Origin of the sequence: Cohnella candidum (genome assembly GCF_003713065.1) — a bacterium.
GTDB classification, from domain to species: domain Bacteria; phylum Bacillota; class Bacilli; order Paenibacillales; family Paenibacillaceae; genus Cohnella; species Cohnella candidum.
Genome location: NZ_CP033433.1, coordinates 2,968,254 through 2,985,382, shown reverse-complemented (window position 1 = coordinate 2,985,382; position 17,129 = coordinate 2,968,254). Strand labels below are relative to the sequence as shown.

Below are 17,129 nucleotides of genomic sequence, written 5' to 3'. Positions count from 1 at the left end.
CCCTGTCGTTCACCATGCAATTCCATTATAGGGGGAACATGCGTTCCGGTCAATGATTATGGTCCTTGCACTTGTTTGCGGTATTGCGACGGCAGCTGGCCGGTCCATTTTTTGAACGTTTTGGTGAAGTGGGCCTCGTCGAAATAGCCGACTTCCTTGGCGACTGTCTGGATTTTGCGGTCTCCCGACTGAAGCAGCGCTTTGGCGCGTTCGATCCGGTACTGGTGCACGTAGTCGAGGAAATTGATGCCGAGCTCCTGCTTAAACAGCGTGGAGAGGCTGGAGCCGGAGACGAACAGCGATTTGGCGACGCCGGCTAGAGACAGGGAGGGCGAAGCGTACTGTTCGGCGATCAGTTTCAGCGCCTGCTGGACTTTGCGCTTCGGCTTCTTATGCGGCAGCAAGGCTTCGGTCAACTGCCGGATGACCCGGCCAATGAAGCCGGAAAGCTCTTCCATCGTATCGGTCCGGGCGATCTGGTCATCGAGGGAGATCCAATCCAAGGGGATTGCATAGCCGACGGAGCCCCGTTCCCGGGCCAGCTGCAGCAGCCTCCCGAGGAAAGCCGTCGCGCGGAGCCGGACTTGGCTTCGCGTCAGCCCTTCCTGCCCGCGAAGCGAGATTAACCATTGTTCGGCGTCGTTCATCGCTTCCGCGAACAGCCTTGATTTCATATGCTCGGACGCGGCTTCTTCCCGCTGCCATAATTCCGATTCCAGCGCGGAGACTTCCTTCTTTGAAGCGGTATCGCGGTAGAAATAAATGCCCCCGGCGCCCTGGCGGAACCGAAGCTCCAACGCATTCAGCGCTTCCAGGCAAGCTTCGTTTAATCGGTTAATGTCCGACGCTCGGTTGCTGACCCCGGCCGTGACGGAAACCCGCAGGTAGTGGTCCATATTGATCCGCACGGTCTTGATGGCGGCGGCGAGCTTGGAGTCGGGGAGTTCGGCCGTGCTGCCATTCAGGATCGCCAGCACCATTCCCGGCTCGGTGACGCTTTCTACCGGAACGGCTAAAGCTTGCTCCAGCGACTCCAGGGCGACGTTCGCCGCGGCAAGGTGGAGAAGCTCGGTGTCGGTGCGGTTGTAGTTCAGTCGTTCAAGCGCGCGGTTGTCCATTTGCAGGGCGATGACGACGACGTCGCGGGGGCTCAAGGCGATTCGCAGCTTGTCTATCGTTTCGAGCCGGTTTTCGGTGGCCAAAGCGGGTGCGTGAAGCCACTGCCGGAGCAGCTGCGATTTGACGAGGGGCAAATTTTTCAGGAGCTGCCGCTGAAGTCCTTGGGCGGACTCGGCCTGCCGTTTCTCCGCCAGGACGCGGGAAGCGACTTTCTCGAACGCCGAGCGGATTTCCTTGGGCGAGCAGGGCTTGAGCAGAAAATCGGACACGCCGAGACGCAGCGCCTGCTGCGCGGTTGGGAAGTCATTATGCCCGGAGAGGAGCACGCAAGCAGCGTCGTACTCGCGGCGGCGAATTTCTTCCACCAGCTGAAGGCCGTCCATCCGCGGCATCCGGATATCGGTCAGCACGAGATCGGCAGGCGCGGTTTCGAGTTTCTCCAGCGCGTCGAGTCCGTTCTTTGCTTGCCCGCATACGCGAATTCCGATGCTTTCCCAATCGATTCTTGACGCGAGAGCCTCTCTCGTCGTCGGTTCGTCTTCGACAATGAGCAATTGCAGCATGCGGTTCACCTCCGGAAGATCGACCGGAAAAGATATCGATTTCATTATAGCATGGCATGTTAAAAGATCAAAATAAACGGTAGAAACTCTAAAACAATATGGTATTGAAGGATTTTGACGAATAAAGGCTGAAATAATTTTTCTCCTATATATTGAAATCGATTTCAGGCTGTGATAGGATTCAGGTAATTCCGTAAGAGAGAAAGTGGTGCGTCTGAAAGACAGCAAAATCATCGACGTCGCCCGTGAAGCCCAAGTGTCCGTCGCCACGGTGTCCCGGGTTCTGAACGACAGCCGTCACGTCAGCCCGTCCACGAAAGCCAAAGTGCTGAAGGCGATCGAGTACATGAATTTCACCCCGAACGCCTCGGCCAAAAACCTGCGCTCCCAGAAAACCCGGACGATCGGCGTCGTCGTTTCCGACATCCACTCCTCGTACTTCGCCGAAATCGTCAAAGGCATCGAGAACATGGCGAATGCCCTGAAGTACAAGATCATCATCTGCGATACCCAGAACGAGAAAGAGAAGGAACTCGAATTCATGTCCCTCGCCATGAACCGGACGGTGGACGGCATCATCTTCGTTTCGCCCGTCATTTCTAACCGGGACATCGCCGCATTCTGCGAGCGGGGTTACTCGGCCGCCGTGATCGGCCGCCACGTCGAGCATCCCGACATTCCGTGCGCCTACACGGACAACGTCAAGTTAGCCCGGGAAGTGATGCAGCATCTTCTCGAAATGGGACATCGCCGGATCGCGTTCATCAGCGGCTACGCGGATGCGATTGACAGCTATGAACGGCTGGAGGGTTATTTGAAAGCGCTTCGCGACGCGGAGCTGCCTTTCGTTCCGGACCTGGTCGAAAACGGGGACTTCAACGAAACCGAGGGGTACTTGGCGTTCAAGCGGCTGTGGGAGAAAAACCCGGACATGACGGCGGTTTTTGCCGCGAACGACGAAATGGCGCTCGGCGTCTTCAAGGCTTGCCGGGAGCTCGGGATTCCGGTTCCCGGGCGGCTGGCCGTCGTCGGCGTCGACAACAACCGGGTGACGAAGTATACGTCGCCTACGCTGTCGACGGTCGACCAACCCAATTACGCGATGGGCGCGCTGCTCGTCGAGAAGTTCATCGATCAAATGAATGATAACGATTTCATTGACAAACGGGTTTTCAAAGTGGATTCCAAGCTGAAGATCCGCGAATCATCCGATTTCCGTCTGAATCGAGAGACTTGAGAGGTGTTCGAACATGCGAGGCTTTATCCGGGAATTAAGCAAAAACAAAGTCATGTTCCTGATGCTCGCGCCCGTGGTCGTCTTCTTCGCGATTTTCGCCTACGTGCCGATGGCGGGCGTCTATTACGCCTTCACGAACTATGACCCGAACGTGTCGATGTTCAAGAACGAGTTCGTCGGCATGCAGAACTTCGACTTCCTGTTCGAATCCGGGGCGTTGTGGACCATTACCCGGAACACGATCCTGTACAACCTCGCCTTCATTTTCATCGGCAATTTCCTGCAGATCGTCTGCGCGATCTTCCTGAGCGAGCTGCCGGGCAAATGGTTCAAGAAAACCGCTCAGTCCGTCATGTTCCTGCCTTACTTCATCTCCTTCGTGCTCGTCGGCGCGTTCGTGTTCAACCTGTTCAGCACCGACAACGGCGTCGTGAACACGCTGCTGGAGAAGCTGGGCATGGAGCCTTACGATTTCTACCTGAATACGGCTCCGTGGAAATACATCATCGTCTTTTTCAACGTGTGGAAAGGCTTGGGTTACGGCACGGTCATCTACCTGGCCGCGATCATGAGCATCAGCGACGAGTACCATGAAGCCGCCAAGATCGACGGGGCGAGCATCTTCCAGCGAATCCGCTTCATCACGATCCCGATGCTCATGCCGACGTTCATCCTGCTGCTTCTGCTCGCGCTGGGCGGCATCCTCAAAGGCCAGTTCGACCTGTTCTACCAGATCGTCGGCGACAACGGCATGCTGTTCGACGCGACGGACGTCATCGACACTTACGTCTTCCGGGCGCTGACGGGCAACTTCGACGTCGGCATGGGCACGGCGGCCGGCTTCTACCAGTCGTTCTTCGGCTTGATTCTCGTGCTGTCGGTGAACTACATCATTCGCAAAACGCGCGAAGACTACGCGGTGTTCTAGGAGGGCGGACATGAGGATCAAAACGGAAAAGTCTACCGTCGCATTCAACACGATCGGATACATCGTTCTCACCTTCCTCACGGTGATTTGCCTGATCCCTTTCTGGGTCGTGCTGACCGGCTCCGTGACGCCCGAGCTCGAGATCATCAACGAAGGATTCAAGCTATGGCCGAACGAGCTTACCTTCGAAGCTTACCGGTCAATGATGACGAATCCCGGAGTCATCGTGAGAGCGTACGAAGTGTCGATCGTCCTGACGGTGACGGGAACGGCGCTCAGCTTGTTCCTGACGGCGATGGCCGGTTACGTGCTCTCGCGCAAGGATTTCAAATACCGCAACGGATTTTCTTTCTATATCTACTTCACCTTGCTGTTCAGCGGGGGATTGATTCCCTGGTACATCCTGATCGTCAAGGATCTTCAAATGAAGGACAGCTACATGGCGCTGCTGCTGCCGTTTCTCGTCTCGGCTTGGAACATCATCCTGATGAAAGGCTTTATGAAATCGATACCGGAGGACATCAACGAATCCGCCAAAATCGACGGCGCCGGCGATTTCACGATTTTCATCAAGCTCATCCTGCCGCTTTCGACACCCGGGCTCGCGACGATCGGATTGTTCGTCGCGCTGCAGTACTGGAACGAGTGGTTCCTCGCCAACCTCTTCATCACGACGGCCGACAAGTATCCGCTCCAGTTCCTGCTGTACCGGACGCTCGCCTCGGCCGAAGCGCTAAAGACGAATATCGCGCTCAGCCTGAATGCCGATACGAAGCCGCCTTCCGAAACGCTCAAGATGGCCGCGGCCGTCGTGGCCACGGGACCGATCGTCTTCCTGTACCCGTTCGTTCAGCGTTTCTTCGTCAAAGGGCTGTTGATCGGCTCCGTCAAAGGTTAGAACCGGATCCCCCGGCTAACATACAAACAAACTGCAGGTCCATTTTAAGGAGGAGTCAGCACAATGAAAGGAAAGCTCAAGCGTTACGGTTCTCTTCTCATCGCTTTAACGATGCTGATCGCCGTACTCGCCGCTTGCGGCGGCAACAGCGGCAACAAAGAGGGAGCCTCGTCCCCCTCGGCATCCCCTTCCGCTTCCGACTCGGCCTCATCGCCCTCGGCCGGCGGCGATTCCGACAAGCCGGACACGTCCAAGAAAGTCGAGCTCGTCTGGTACCTGCTCGGCGATCCGCATAAGGACACGGACAAAGTCATCGCCGAGTTGAACAAGAACCTCGAGAAAGACCTCAATACGACGATTAAACTGAATTTCACGACGTGGACGGAATGGCAGACGAAGTATAACCTCATGCTGACGACCGGCGAGAAAATCGACATGATTTTCGCTTCCACGTGGGCCGACTATTTCAAATACGCGAAAAAAGGCAGCTTCCTCCCGCTGGACGACCTGCTTCCCAAATACGCGCCGGTAACATGGAGCAAAGTGCCGGAACAGGATTGGACGGAAGCGAAAGTCGTCGCGAGCGGCTCCGATAAAGCGCAAATCTTCGCGGTTCCGGCCACGTATCCGGAATATACCCCGGACGGATTCGTCTACCGCGACGACTGGAGACAAGAGCTGGGATTGCCGGAAATCAAAGATTTGGACTCGATCGAAGCCTACCTGGACGGCGTCAAAAAAGCGAAGCCGAAGGTCACGCCGATCAACGGCAAAGCGTTCAACGAAATGCTGGCGCTGTTCCGCGCGACCCACCAATACGAGAACGTGGGCAGCGGCGACGGCAACCTGATGGTGGCCAAATACAGCAATCCCCGCGATATCGTCGCGTATCCGTTCACGCCGGAGTTCGAAGCTTGGGCGAAGAAAATGAAAGAGTGGGCGGACAAAGGCTATTGGAATTCCGACACGCTGAATTCGCAGAAAGAAGCGGGCGACGCGATCAAGGCGGGCAACGGCGCCGTTTACTGGCGCAACGCGCCCGGCGCGGGCGGTTACATCGTAGGCGTAGGCCAAACGAACCCGGACATCAAGCTCGGCTACTTCCCGTTCAACCGTCTCTATGGCTACGCGACGCCGAACCTGTCGGTCAACAACGCGATGGCGATTCCGAAAAGCGCCGCCAACCCGGAACGTTCGCTGATGGTGCTGGACAAAATCCGCAACGACCCCAAATATTTCGATCTGTTCGTTTACGGCATCGAAGGCACTCATTATTCCATTGCCGATGACGGCAAAACGCTCGTATCGCCTCCGAAAGGCATGACCGTGACGCAGGACTGGAAGAGATACGACATCGCCTCCTGGGGCGTACGCGTAGAGTCCATGGTCCGCGAGAAGCAAGGCTCCGGCTGGGAGGGCTTCGACGCGCTGCTCGAAGAGTTCAAGGGCATGAGCAAACCGAACATTTTCGCCGGCATCACCCTCGACTATGAGCCCGTCAAAGCGAACAAGGCGGCCGTGGACCAAGTGTTCGAGCAATACGGCAAACCGCTCATGCTGGGTCTCGTCAAGGACGTCGACAAATCGATCGCCACGTTCCGCGACAAGCTCACGAAAGCCGGCTACGAGAAAGTGCTCGAGTACACGAAGACCGAAGCGAATAAGTACTTCGACGAAAAAGGAATCCAGTAAAATCACCGTTTGACGAGGCGGGGGATGAAGAGAAGGCCGAACGGTCGGATCTTCATCCCCTCCTTGATTTCGGCGGAAGTCGGGAGAGAGGGATGACATGCGCTTGCAGACGACGTTGGGTTTAAGGACAGTGGACGGCGCGGCCGTTCCTTGGCAGAACGGAATGCCCGTGCCGTCATTCGATCCCCAACAGCGAAGAACGATCGCGCTGTCCGGCAGGTGGCTAAAACGGAGATTCCGGGCGGCCCACAATTTGACCATGTCGCCGAGAGGAGAGACTTGGCTGAGGGAAGTGCTGGAACGGGAAGGGGGATTCCTCGTCGGGGATGGCGACGATTGGCAGCCGCATGTTTTGCCGATGCCGGAGAACCGGCTGACCGGCGAGGAAAAGGCCGGCGCGGCCGAAACCTATGAGGACGGCGTCTGGTATCGGCGGACGTTCGAGCTGACGGAGGCGGACGTTGCTTCCGGATGTCTGACTTTGAAGGCGCTGGGAGTCAGTTACGTCGCCGATTTGTGGGTGAACGGCGAATGGGTCGGCGTCCACGAAGGCGGGTTCACGCCGTTCGCTTTCGACGTCACGTCCTGCGTTCGAGCCAACACGAACGAAATCCGGATCCGGGTCGACAATCCGCCGTGGGGAAGCCGGAACGATACGATTCCTGCCGTTCAAGGCACGGATTTCTTCAACTACACCGGAGTTATTCAAGACCTATACTTGGAGGTTACGGACGCGGTCCACGTCGTGAGGGCGGATTTCGTGCCGACCGGAACGGACGGCGAAGTGCGAATACACGCCGTCGTCCGCAACGGCGGGTCTGTGAAACGGCACGTTCGCCTGCGGGGGAAAGTGTTCGAAGCCGATGCGGAGAGCGAGCTTTTCCTGTCCGCGCCGGAGGCCGCGCGAATCAAAGGAATCCCCGCGGTGACGGACCGGCCGCTAGAGGCCGGCTTGGACTTGGATGCCGGGGAAGTGCGGGTGCTGGGCTGGGACGTAAAGATCGCCGAGCCGAAGCTGTGGTCGCTCGGCTTCCCCCATCTCTACGTAGGCGAGTTCACGTTGACGGAAGAGACGGGGGAGACAGGGAAGCGTGAGGTCGACCGGTTCGCCGCGCAATTCGGCCTTCGAACCGTGTCGACGAACAAGACGCGGCTTCTGCTCAACGGGAAACCGGTGTTCCTCGCGGGCATCGCCCGCCACGAGGAGTGGCCGGATACCGGGAGGACGGCTTCATGGGACCGGATTCGCGCCGATCTCGAGCATGCCCGCTCTCTCCATGCGAATATGGTGCGGACCGGGCATTATCCGAACCATGTCCATACGTACATTTTGCTCGACCGGTTGGGACTCGCGGCCATGAGCGAGATTCCTCTCTGGCAGTTCGAAACCGAGCATTACGAGGCGCAGCGGGAACGCGGGCTGGCTTTGCAAATGTGGAGGGAAATGGTGTTCTCCCAGTACAACCGGCCATCCGTGCTTCTGTGGAGCACGCAGAACGAGTCGAAGGACGTGGCCCTGCGGCTTGAGCATAACCGGATGCTGGTGAACGACCTTCGTTCCCGCTATGACGACGGTCGGTTAATCACGCAAAGCGCCGCGGCCGATCAACCGGGACCTTCGGATCCGTCCATGGAACCGCTGGACGTCGCCGGCTGGACGATGTACTTCGGCATTTTCCACGGCGGCACGCCTTACGAAGGAACGCTCGACTTCCTGGAACGCGCCCACCGGGCATTTCCGGACAAACCGATTCTCAACACGGAATTCGGCCATTGGACGGGGGAGGGAGACGCGGAGGCCCACATGCAAACGGAAATCTACCGGGAGACGCTGCGGGCCCTGCTGGAGAAAGCCGCCGGACCGGGCCGGCCGGAGGGATACCTCGCGGGAATCGACTTCTGGATTCTGTACGATTGGTACGTCAACCATAACGACTGGATCGACACGTTCGGGCTCTTCCATATGGACCGACGGACGCCGAAGCCGCTGCTCGAACGCCTGCGAACCGATTACCGGAGATTGGCGAATATTGAAATCGATTTAATCTAGGCCTATAATGAGGAGAAAATCGTACCGATCCGAGGCTGGAATTCCGTGGATAATAAGATCGTAGACGTGGCTCGGAGAGCGGGCGTGTCCCCCGCCACCGTGTCGCGCGTATTGAACGACAGCAACCTGGTCACGGAAAAAACGAAGCGCAAGGTACTGCAGGTCATCGAGGAGATGGATTACCATCCCCACGCGGCGGCCAAACAGCTGCGCTCGCAAAGAACGATGACGATCGGCGTCATCGTGCCGGACATCAACAACTCTTACTTTGCGGAGATTATCAAGGGCGTCGAGAACATGGCGCACGCCCGCAAATACAAAGTGATCATCTGCGACTCGGACAACAAGCCGGAGAAGGAGAAGGAATATCTCGGCCTGCTGCCCAACCGCGCCGTCGACGCGATGATCCTCGTCGCCCCGTACGCGGCCGACGAATTGATTTTCGATTATATCGACAAAGGACATTTCATCGGCATCATCGGAAGGCCCGTCAACCATGACAAAATTCCGACCGTCAAAACGAACAACGTCAAGTTTTCCGACCAGGCGGTCACGCACTTAATCGAGCTCGGCCACCGCAGCATCGCGTATATCGCCGGTTACGCCGATTCGCTCGACAGTTACGAGCGGATGGAAGGCTACATGAAAGCGATGAAAGAGCACCATATTCCGTTCGCTCCCGGCCTGATGGACAACGGCGATTTCCACGAGCAGGGCGGCTATGCGGCCATGATCCGGCTGATCGAACGTGGCGTTCCGTTCACGGCGGTCTACGTAGCCAACGACGAAATGGCGCTCGGGGTCTACAAGGCGTGCAGGGAAAGGAACATCCGGATTCCCGAGGATTTGGCCGTCGTCGGGGTGGACAACAACCGGATCACCAAGTACTTGTCCCCGCCGCTCAGCACGGTCGAACAGCCGAAATACGCGATGGGCGCGCTGATGGCGGAGAAGCTGATCGACATCATGAACGACAACGAGTTTCAAGGCACGCGCGAATTCGTGATCGATTCCAAGCTGATCATTCGGGAATCCTCGGATTATGACCGGCGAAACGGGAACTCCCTCCGTTTTTCATAACTCGGCCTTTTCCCTAAATGAGACAAGAATAGCGTAACGCGATCGGCGGTCCATTCGAGCGGCTTAGCGGCGGCTTCGGGGGCCGCCGTTTGCCATGCGGCGGCAATCGCCGCCCGGGTGCAGCCGGCACCGCCCTGGCGCGCCAGCGTCAGATGGGCGCGGAACGGCCGGTCCTCCAAGCGGCATCCTGCCTCGGCGAGTTTAGGCGCAAGCTCCGCTTGAAGCCGGGCGAGCCCTCCCTGCCGCGACGGTTCGGTCAAGCCAAGCCAGAGGATGCGAGGCGCCGCCGGGGGGCCGAATGTGCCCGGCTCTGTCAAACGCAGGTCCATCGGTTCCGTATTCGCGGCGATATCTTCCATGGCCTTGGCGACGGCCTCGACTCGGTCTTCCGGCGTGTCCCCGAGAAAATGAAGCGTCACGTGGAGATCCTCGGGGTGCGTCCATTTGCGGAATGGAAGCTCCGACGCGAGCCGGTCCATGATCGGGGAGATCCGTTCGGTCAGGGATGGGGAAAGAGCAACGCCGATAAAAAGGCGAAGGTTACTCATATACATGTCACCTTTCGTTCGGAATTTCGGCTTTTTTGGGGTGAAACGGGCCTTTTTTAGGTTGCTCCCGTCGCCCCCCCTTTGTTATGATAGGCCTATCATGATTTTAAACGAATCGAAGGGTGTGAATGTCATGGAGAGCAGAGCCTACAATTTCAACGCCGGGCCGGCCGCGCTGCCGCTGGAAGTGCTGAAGCGGGCGCAGGAGCAATTCGTCGAATTCGAGGGGACGGGCATGTCTCTCATGGAGATGTCGCACCGCGGGAAATCCTACGAAGGCGTCCATTTCGAGACCGAGAAGCTGCTCCGCGAGCTGTTGTCCATTCCGGACGGCTACAAGGTTCTGTTCTTGCAAGGCGGAGCCAGCACGCAGTTCGCCATGGTGCCGATGAACCTGCTGTCTCCCGGCCGTAAAGCCGCTTACGTCCATACGGGCGCATGGGCCGGAAAAGCGATCAAGGAAGCGAAAATGTTCGGAGAGATCGCGATCGCCGCTTCCACCGAGGCGGATAGCTTCATGCGGATTCCTTCCCTCAGCGAGCTGAAGGTGCCGGAAGATGCGGCCTACCTCCATCTGACGAGCAACGAAACGATCGGCGGGACGCAATGGCAGGAATACCCGGATACCGGATCGGTTACGCTCGTAGGGGATATGTCCAGCGACATTTTGTGCCGTCCTTTGAACGTTTCCCAATTTGGCCTGATCTATGCCGGCGCGCAGAAGAACCTCGGTCCTTCGGGCGTCACGATCGTGATCATGAGGGAAGATCTGATCGCGCCTCCCGCAGGAGCCGTTCCGACGATGCTGCAGTACGCGACGCACTCGAAAAGCGATTCGCTGTACAATACGCCGCCGACCTTCGCGATCTACATGGTCAACTTGGTGCTCAAGTGGCTCCAGGAACAAGGCGGGGCCGAAGCGATTGAGCGCATCAACAAGGAAAAGGCCGGTCTGCTGTACGACGCGATCGACGGCAGCGGCGGTTTCTACCGGGGCGCGGCGCTGGCGGACAGCCGTTCGATCATGAACGTCACGTTCCGGATGGAGAACGAAGAGCTGGAGAAACGTTTCGTGAAGGAATCGGAGGCGGCGGGCTTCGTCGGTTTGAAGGGCCACCGCGACGTCGGCGGCCTGCGGGCTTCGATTTACAACGCCGTCCCGCTCGAAAGCGTCAAAGCGCTCGTTTCGTTCATGAAGGATTTCAAGCAGCGCAACGGTTAATCGAGGGTTTGACAGTCACGGCGGCCCAAGCGGCCGCCGTTTTGCCGTTTGCATGAACACAAGCGTAAGGAGGATGACCATGCCGTTCCACATCGTGCTCGTGAATCCGGAAATTCCGGCGAATACGGGCAATATCGCGCGTACCTGCGCCGCCACCGGCACCCATCTCCATCTCGTGCGGCCGCTGGGTTTTTCGACCGACGACCGGGTGCTGAAGCGGGCGGGTCTGGATTATTGGTACGCCGTGAACATCACGTATTACGATTCGTTCGAGGAAGTGGAGGCCGCGTTCCCCGAGGGGCGCTTCTTTTTCACCAGCACGCGCGCGACCAAGCGTTATTCGGATTTCGCGTTCCGTGACGGCGATTTGTTCGTGTTCGGAAAAGAAACGAAAGGCCTTCCCCAGGAGATGCTCGACCGGCATCCGGAGACGTGCATGCGTCTGCCGATGACGGACAAGGTCCGTTCCCTGAACTTGGCGAACACGGCGGCAATCGTCGTGTACGAGGCGCTCAAGCAGAACGGATTTCCCGAATTGGATGTCGGTTCCGGAGCTCCGCTCCACGAATGATTTGGGAAATCCATCTAATTTTGTAGATTCGACAAAATCGAACTCAATTTGTCGAAATTTGCACGATACTAAGCAAAACGGCAAAAGTGAAGGATTACGCCTCCCGGCATCGAACCGTATAGAGTGGCTAACAGGGTTCAGCTAACTAGCTAGATAAGCCGCGAATGGGAGGAACGGAATTTTGAAACCTGCAGGCGTCGTTCGGAAAGTAGACCAATTGGGTCGCATCGTATTGCCCAAATCGCTGCGTAAACGTTATCAGATGAACGAAGGGGATCCCGTAGAAATTTTGGTCCAAGGCGACCATATCATACTGGAAAGATATCGGCCCCGCTGCGTATTCTGCACCTCGATGGAAGGCGTCGGAGAATTCAAGGAGCGCTATGTATGCGCGTCCTGCCTGAAGGAAATGCAAGGACTTTAAGGAATCCACGTCCCGTTGCCGGGAAACGACGAAAATCGCCCGCATGGCCGCACAAGCGGAATGCCGGGCGATTTTTTTCATGGGTCCCGATATCTTCGGGGAATGAAAAATGCCGGGCGTCGAGGAAGTCGACGGCCCGGCATTCGGGGATTACAGCCCTTTGGTTTTGTCGTCGTTATAAGACGCAGTCCAAATCGCGGTGATGAACAAAGCCATTACGATCATAAGGATCCAGAATTTCCCGGACATGCCTAGAAACTGAATCGACCGAGCTACCGCCTCTTCTGCAAGAAACATCTCCCACACCTCCGGTTAACTTTCTTTATTATACCCAAGCCGCACCAAAAAGAAAACGCAAAAAGTTGTGAACAAACCGCCCCCGCATACAATGGAAGCAGGCGAGTGCCAGACGGGAGGGGCGCCATGAACAAAATCATCAATTGGATGGGCGGATGGCCGAAAGAAGGACTCGTATCGGCATCGGATTGGGAAGAACGGCTGGCGGCCGCCGCGGAACGAGCGCACCGGGACGGAAAAAACGACGCGGACGGCGAGGTTTCGCGCGGCGAACTCAAATCCGTGCTTGCGCTGGGACTGCTGAAAGCCAAGACAGAAGGTCATGCGGATCGGCTCCGGCTGGCATCCGGCGCCGACGCCCTGCTCGTCCGTTTGGCCGCGAAATCCCTGAATCCCGGGGATATCGTACTCGTCGAGCGGGTGACCTCCCGGTCGGCGCTGCAGGTTTTCCGGAAATCGGGCATTCGGACGCAAGCGGTGGAGGGAGACGGGCGGGGACCCGAACCCTCGGCTTTGCGCGCGGCGATCACGCAGTTCCGTCCGAGGCTTCTGTACGCGGCTCCCGCCTGCAGCGATCCGGAAGGGGCCGCGTGGGCAGAGGAACGCGTCCGTGAAGTGACCGAAATTTGCAGGGAAACCGGTGTTTTGTTTCTTCGGGACGATCGCCAGGAGATGCTGGCGTACGAGGATGAAGCGGCAGGGGAATCGGTACCGGACGGCGTGCTTTCGATCGGGCAGCTGCCGCCCGGGCTGGTGGCGGAGCTGCGTTTCGGCTGGGCAGCGGGAAAGCGTGAGGAGCTCGGAAGATGGTTCCCGCCGGAAACCCGGGATGCGAATCTGGCGGAGCCCGGCATAACGCCGCTAGAGCGGAACGCGCTGTGCGGACTAATCCGCGACCAGCCGCTGGAGCCGTTGGTCGATATGCTCCGGGTGCAGTGCGGGGAAAGGATGCGGCGGTTTACGCAATTATTGCGGCAGCATCCTCGGTCGGGACTCCGTTGGAAGGATCCTTCCGGCGGCATTCATATATGGCTTCGGCTGCCCGAAGGTTTGGACGGGGAAGTTCTGCTCAGGGGGGCGTGGATCAAAGGCCTCATGTTCCAGCCGGGAGCGCCTTTCTTCGCGGAGCGGCCGGAGCGGAACGCGATGCGCGTCACGTTCGCGTTCAGCGACGAACGGGAAATGAAAGCCGGCGTGTCCCGCTTGCTAAACGCCATGGGCGATTTTCTCGGCCGCTCGTCCGATTACGGTTCCTGACGGGACGCGGGGGCTAGAAACTTTCTCCGACCGCATAGAGACGGCCGTCGGCGTCTTGCTCGATCGTCCGCTCCATCAGGCGTTCCCCATGGACGTTTTGGCAGCGGCCTTCGGCTTGGTCGAACGTCCAAAAATGAAGCGGACAGAAGAAGAGGTTCCCGTGCACGAGAACGTCGCCGCCCGCGTGGGGACAAAGGGCCGAGAACAAGCGGTAATCCCCTTCTTCCCGGCGGACGAGCCAATAAGGGGCCCCGTCCAAGGTGACGGAGGCGGGGAATGGGGCGTAATCCTCGGGTAGACCGAGGTCGATCGATCCCGGGGGGATGTCAGACATGCGGCGTCGGCTCCTTTCTGTCGGCTGTTGCCCAATTTGCAGCCCATGGGAATCGAGAGGCCCATACGGAGGTGACTTCGCCGTACTCCCTGAGCGCAAGTTCACCGGCGGGCATCAGACGGTAGACGCCTTTGCCCACGCGGGAAAACCAGCCGTATACGTTGTCCCGCAGCATTGCCCCCGCTTTCGGATTGCCCGTCCATTCCCGGACGTTTTTCGGAGACGAAGGCCCGTGGCAGCAAAGCGCCAGCGCGCATTGCAGCGATCGCTCCCGATAGGCCGTGACGAGCTTTCTGCCCGTGCTGCCGCCGACGTTGTAGTCGCCGCTGCGGGCTTCGAACTCCTGGAGAAGCCGGGCTGCCTTGCGCGACCGGGAACGACCCGCGGCCGGGGCGCGATCGGCGCCGTAAGCGGCGGCCGTCTCGGCGGCGACGGCCAAAGCCGCCGAAGCTGCCGGCGCCGGACCGGGCTCGCACCAGACGTCGATGACAGGGTCTTTCGTTTTATAGAAGGTGACCGTCAGGAAGCCGAGCCGCAAACGGCGGCACAGCTCGGTCAACTCGTGGTAACGCTGGTTGTGGGCTCCCTTTTTCGTGCGGTTTCGCTCGACGGCGAGCCAGACGGATGCGCCCGTTTTCTGGCGGTCGACGCCCTGCAGCAGCAGCGGAAGCGTAAATATTTTTTTCATCTCCACGATCAAGGGGTTCGCCTCGTCAGGGCGGACGGCGACCAGGTCGCAGCCCCGGATTTCGGCCTTGACGGCGTATCCCCGAGCCTCGAAAAAACGTTTGACGGGAGGGTACAGCTCCGTTTCTCGCGCAACGGCCACTTCGCGTCCTCCTCTATGGCATATAGAAGACATTATAACACGAGATCGAAGCGGTTTAAGGGCAACTTCATCTACGCGCCCGCATAGGTATGTAATACGTTTTTTAGAGACAGAGAGCGAGGAGGAAGCGGGATGGACATTTTCAAGCGGATCGCGGAGTACCGTGCCGAGAGCGAGAAGCTGACCTGGACGGGGACGTTTCGGGACTACATCGATCTGCTTCGCCGCGACCCGTCGCCGGCGATGACGGCTCATGCCCGTGTTTACGAAATGATCGTGTCGCAGGGAGTGGAGGAAGCGGGCGGCAGTAAACAATACAAATTTTTCGACCGGGATATTTTCGGATTGGATCGGACGATGGAACGGTTGGTGGAAGAATACTTTCATTCCGCGGCCAGGCGGCTCGATGTGCGCAAGCGCATTCTGCTTCTGATGGGCCCCGTGAGCGGAGGAAAATCGACGATCGTCACATTGCTGAAAAAAGGATTGGAACAGTTCTCCCGGACGGATAAGGGGGCGGTTTACGCCATCAAGGGCTGCCCCATGCACGAAGAGCCTCTCCATTTGATTCCGAGCGAATTGAGGTCGGACGTGGAGCGGGAGCTCGGCGTCCGGATCGAGGGGAACCTCTGCCCATCCTGCCAAATGAGGCTGAGGACGGAGTTCGAAGGGGATATCGAACGGGTGCCGGTGGAACGGGTGCTTATCTCCGAAGAAAGCCGGGTCGGCATCGGGACGTTCAGTCCTTCGGATCCGAAGTCCCAGGATATCGCGGACCTGACGGGCAGCATCGATTTCTCCACGATCACGGAATTCGGCTCCGAGTCCGATCCGCGCGCTTACCGTTTCGACGGCGAACTCAACAAAGCGAACCGCGGCCTCATGGAGTTCCAAGAAATGCTCAAATGCGACGAGAAGTTCCTATGGAACCTGCTGTCGCTGACGCAGGAAGGGAATTTCAAGGCGGGCCGGTTCGCGCTCATCAGCGCTGATGAACTGATCGTCGCTCATACCAACGAGTCCGAATATAAAGCGTTCATCGCCAACAAGAAAAACGAGGCGCTGCAGTCCCGCATGATCGTGATGCCCGTCCCCTACAACCTCAAGGTCACGCAGGAAGAGAAAATCTACACGAAGCTGATCGGCCAATCGGACATGAGTCACGTCCACATCGCTCCGCACGCGCTCAGGGCCGCCGCCATTTTCTCCATTTTGACGCGTCTGAAAGAATCGAAAAAACAGGGCATGGACCTGGTCAAAAAAATGCGAATGTACGACGGCGAAGAGGTCGAAGGCTACAAGGAAGCCGACCTCAAGGAGATGCAGAACGAATACGCCGAGGAAGGGATGTCCGGCATCGACCCGCGTTACGTCATCAACCGGATTTCCAGCGCGCTTATCAAGCACGACCTCCCCTGCATCAACGCGCTCGACGTTTTGAGGGCGCTCAAGGACGGCCTGGACCAGCATCCTTCGATCACCAAAGAAGAGCGGGAGAAACACCTCAACTTCATTTCGGTGGCCCGCAAGGAATACGACAACCTGGCCAAGAAAGAAATCCAGAAGGCATTCGTGTATTCGTTCGAGGAATCCGCGCGCACGTTGTTCGAGAATTACCTCGACAATATCGAGGCCTATTGCAACTGGGCGAAAATGAAGGATCCGCTGACGGGAGAGGAAATGGACCCGGACGAGAGGCTCATGCGTTCAATCGAGGAGCAGATCGGCGTTTCCGAAAACGCCAAGAAGGCGTTCCGCGAGGAGATTCTCATCCGGATTTCGGCATTCTCCCGCAAAGGGCGGAAATTCGACTACAATACGCACGAACGGCTGCGCGAGGCAATCGAGAAGAAGCTGTTCGCGGACTTGAAGGACATCGTCAAAATCACGACCTCGACGAAAACGCCGGACGAAAACCAGCTGAAACGCATCAACGAGGTGACGAAGAGGCTGATCGACGAGCACGGCTACTGCCCGGTATGCGCGAACGAGTTGCTGCGTTATGTGGGCAGCTTGCTGAACCGTTAATCCATGCATAAGCAAACCCCCGTTCCCGGCAACACCGGGATCACGGGGGTTT

16 protein-coding genes are annotated in these 17,129 nt (G+C 58.1%); 11 read left to right on the top strand and 5 right to left on the bottom strand.

The features are described 5' to 3' along the window. Positions 1 to 56: 56 nt before the first annotated feature. Positions 57 to 1,682 (bottom strand): response regulator transcription factor, encoded by a 1,626-nt coding sequence (locus EAV92_RS13770; RefSeq protein ID WP_164472777.1) that lies wholly within the window; start codon positions 1,680 to 1,682, stop codon positions 57 to 59. A gap of 214 nt (positions 1,683 to 1,896) precedes the next feature. Here EAV92_RS13770 and EAV92_RS13765 point away from each other — a divergent pair, with 214 nt between their 5' ends. From EAV92_RS13765 to EAV92_RS13740, 6 genes are all read left to right on the top strand, one after another. Next, the gene (locus EAV92_RS13765; RefSeq protein WP_123043724.1) at positions 1,897 to 2,919 is read left to right on the top strand and encodes a LacI family DNA-binding transcriptional regulator; all 1,023 of its coding nucleotides are present in this window, start codon (positions 1,897 to 1,899) and stop codon (positions 2,917 to 2,919) included. Positions 2,920 to 2,932: 13 nt separating this feature from the next. Beyond that, positions 2,933 to 3,847 carry an ABC transporter permease gene (locus EAV92_RS13760; protein WP_123041634.1) on the top strand — a complete coding sequence of 305 codons (915 nt, stop codon included), beginning with the start codon at positions 2,933 to 2,935 and terminating at the stop codon, positions 3,845 to 3,847. A gap of 10 nt (positions 3,848 to 3,857) precedes the next feature. Then, the gene (locus EAV92_RS13755; RefSeq protein WP_123041633.1) at positions 3,858 to 4,745 is read left to right on the top strand and encodes a carbohydrate ABC transporter permease; all 888 of its coding nucleotides are present in this window, start codon (positions 3,858 to 3,860) and stop codon (positions 4,743 to 4,745) included. A gap of 63 nt (positions 4,746 to 4,808) precedes the next feature. After that, complete coding sequence (locus tag EAV92_RS13750) at positions 4,809 to 6,437, top strand: extracellular solute-binding protein (RefSeq protein WP_123041632.1); 1,629 nt, start codon at positions 4,809 to 4,811, stop codon at positions 6,435 to 6,437. 97 nt (positions 6,438 to 6,534) lie between these two features. Continuing rightward, positions 6,535 to 8,487: a glycoside hydrolase family 2 protein gene (locus EAV92_RS13745; RefSeq protein WP_123041631.1), complete on the top strand. Its 1,953-nt coding sequence runs from the start codon at positions 6,535 to 6,537 to the stop codon at positions 8,485 to 8,487. Positions 8,488 to 8,532: 45 nt separating this feature from the next. Then, a complete protein-coding gene (locus EAV92_RS13740) occupies positions 8,533 to 9,567 on the top strand; it encodes a LacI family DNA-binding transcriptional regulator (protein WP_123041630.1) in 1,035 nt (344 codons plus the stop codon). Here the strand turns inward: EAV92_RS13740 and thpR are convergent. Continuing rightward, positions 9,528 to 10,115 (bottom strand): RNA 2',3'-cyclic phosphodiesterase, encoded by a 588-nt coding sequence (thpR, locus tag EAV92_RS13735; protein WP_164472776.1) that lies wholly within the window; start codon positions 10,113 to 10,115, stop codon positions 9,528 to 9,530. The two genes, EAV92_RS13740 and thpR, sit on opposite strands and share 40 nt — an antisense overlap. A 133-nt stretch (positions 10,116 to 10,248) precedes the next feature. On the opposite strand from thpR, the gene serC reads away from it, so the two are divergent. The 3 genes from serC (at position 10,249) to EAV92_RS13720 (ending at position 12,332) form a co-directional block, all read left to right on the top strand. Beyond that, complete coding sequence (gene serC, locus EAV92_RS13730; RefSeq protein ID WP_123041628.1) at positions 10,249 to 11,337, top strand: 3-phosphoserine/phosphohydroxythreonine transaminase; 1,089 nt, start codon at positions 10,249 to 10,251, stop codon at positions 11,335 to 11,337. Positions 11,338 to 11,416: 79 nt separating this feature from the next. Beyond that, positions 11,417 to 11,908, top strand: a complete 492-nt coding sequence (gene trmL / locus EAV92_RS13725) for a tRNA (uridine(34)/cytosine(34)/5-carboxymethylaminomethyluridine(34)-2'-O)-methyltransferase TrmL (protein ID WP_123041627.1) — start codon at positions 11,417 to 11,419, stop codon at positions 11,906 to 11,908. A gap of 181 nt (positions 11,909 to 12,089) precedes the next feature. Next, on the top strand, positions 12,090 to 12,332 hold the full coding sequence (locus EAV92_RS13720; protein WP_123041626.1) for an AbrB/MazE/SpoVT family DNA-binding domain-containing protein: 243 nt from the start codon (positions 12,090 to 12,092) through the stop codon (positions 12,330 to 12,332). Between the two features lie 150 nt (positions 12,333 to 12,482). On the opposite strand, the gene EAV92_RS24555 is transcribed toward EAV92_RS13720, so the two are convergent. Continuing rightward, entirely contained in the window at positions 12,483 to 12,629 is a 147-nt protein-coding gene (locus tag EAV92_RS24555; protein WP_164472562.1) for a hypothetical protein, read from the bottom strand. 126 nt (positions 12,630 to 12,755) lie between these two features. Here EAV92_RS24555 and EAV92_RS13715 point away from each other — a divergent pair, with 126 nt between their 5' ends. Then, positions 12,756 to 13,886 carry an aminotransferase class I/II-fold pyridoxal phosphate-dependent enzyme gene (locus EAV92_RS13715; protein WP_123041625.1) on the top strand — a complete coding sequence of 377 codons (1,131 nt, stop codon included), beginning with the start codon at positions 12,756 to 12,758 and terminating at the stop codon, positions 13,884 to 13,886. Between the two features lie 13 nt (positions 13,887 to 13,899). Here the strand turns inward: EAV92_RS13715 and EAV92_RS13710 are convergent, their stop codons facing one another. Next, positions 13,900 to 14,220: a Rieske (2Fe-2S) protein gene (locus tag EAV92_RS13710; RefSeq protein WP_123041624.1), complete on the bottom strand. Its 321-nt coding sequence runs from the start codon at positions 14,218 to 14,220 to the stop codon at positions 13,900 to 13,902. Next, positions 14,213 to 15,049 (bottom strand): DUF2161 domain-containing phosphodiesterase, encoded by an 837-nt coding sequence (locus tag EAV92_RS13705; protein WP_123041623.1) that lies wholly within the window; start codon positions 15,047 to 15,049, stop codon positions 14,213 to 14,215. The genes EAV92_RS13710 and EAV92_RS13705 overlap by 8 nt, the downstream gene beginning before the upstream one ends. 132 nt (positions 15,050 to 15,181) lie before the next feature. Between EAV92_RS13705 and EAV92_RS13700 the strand changes: the two genes are divergently transcribed. Next, entirely contained in the window at positions 15,182 to 17,077 is a 1,896-nt protein-coding gene (locus tag EAV92_RS13700) for a PrkA family serine protein kinase (protein ID WP_123041622.1), read from the top strand. Positions 17,078 to 17,129: the final 52 nt, after the last annotated feature.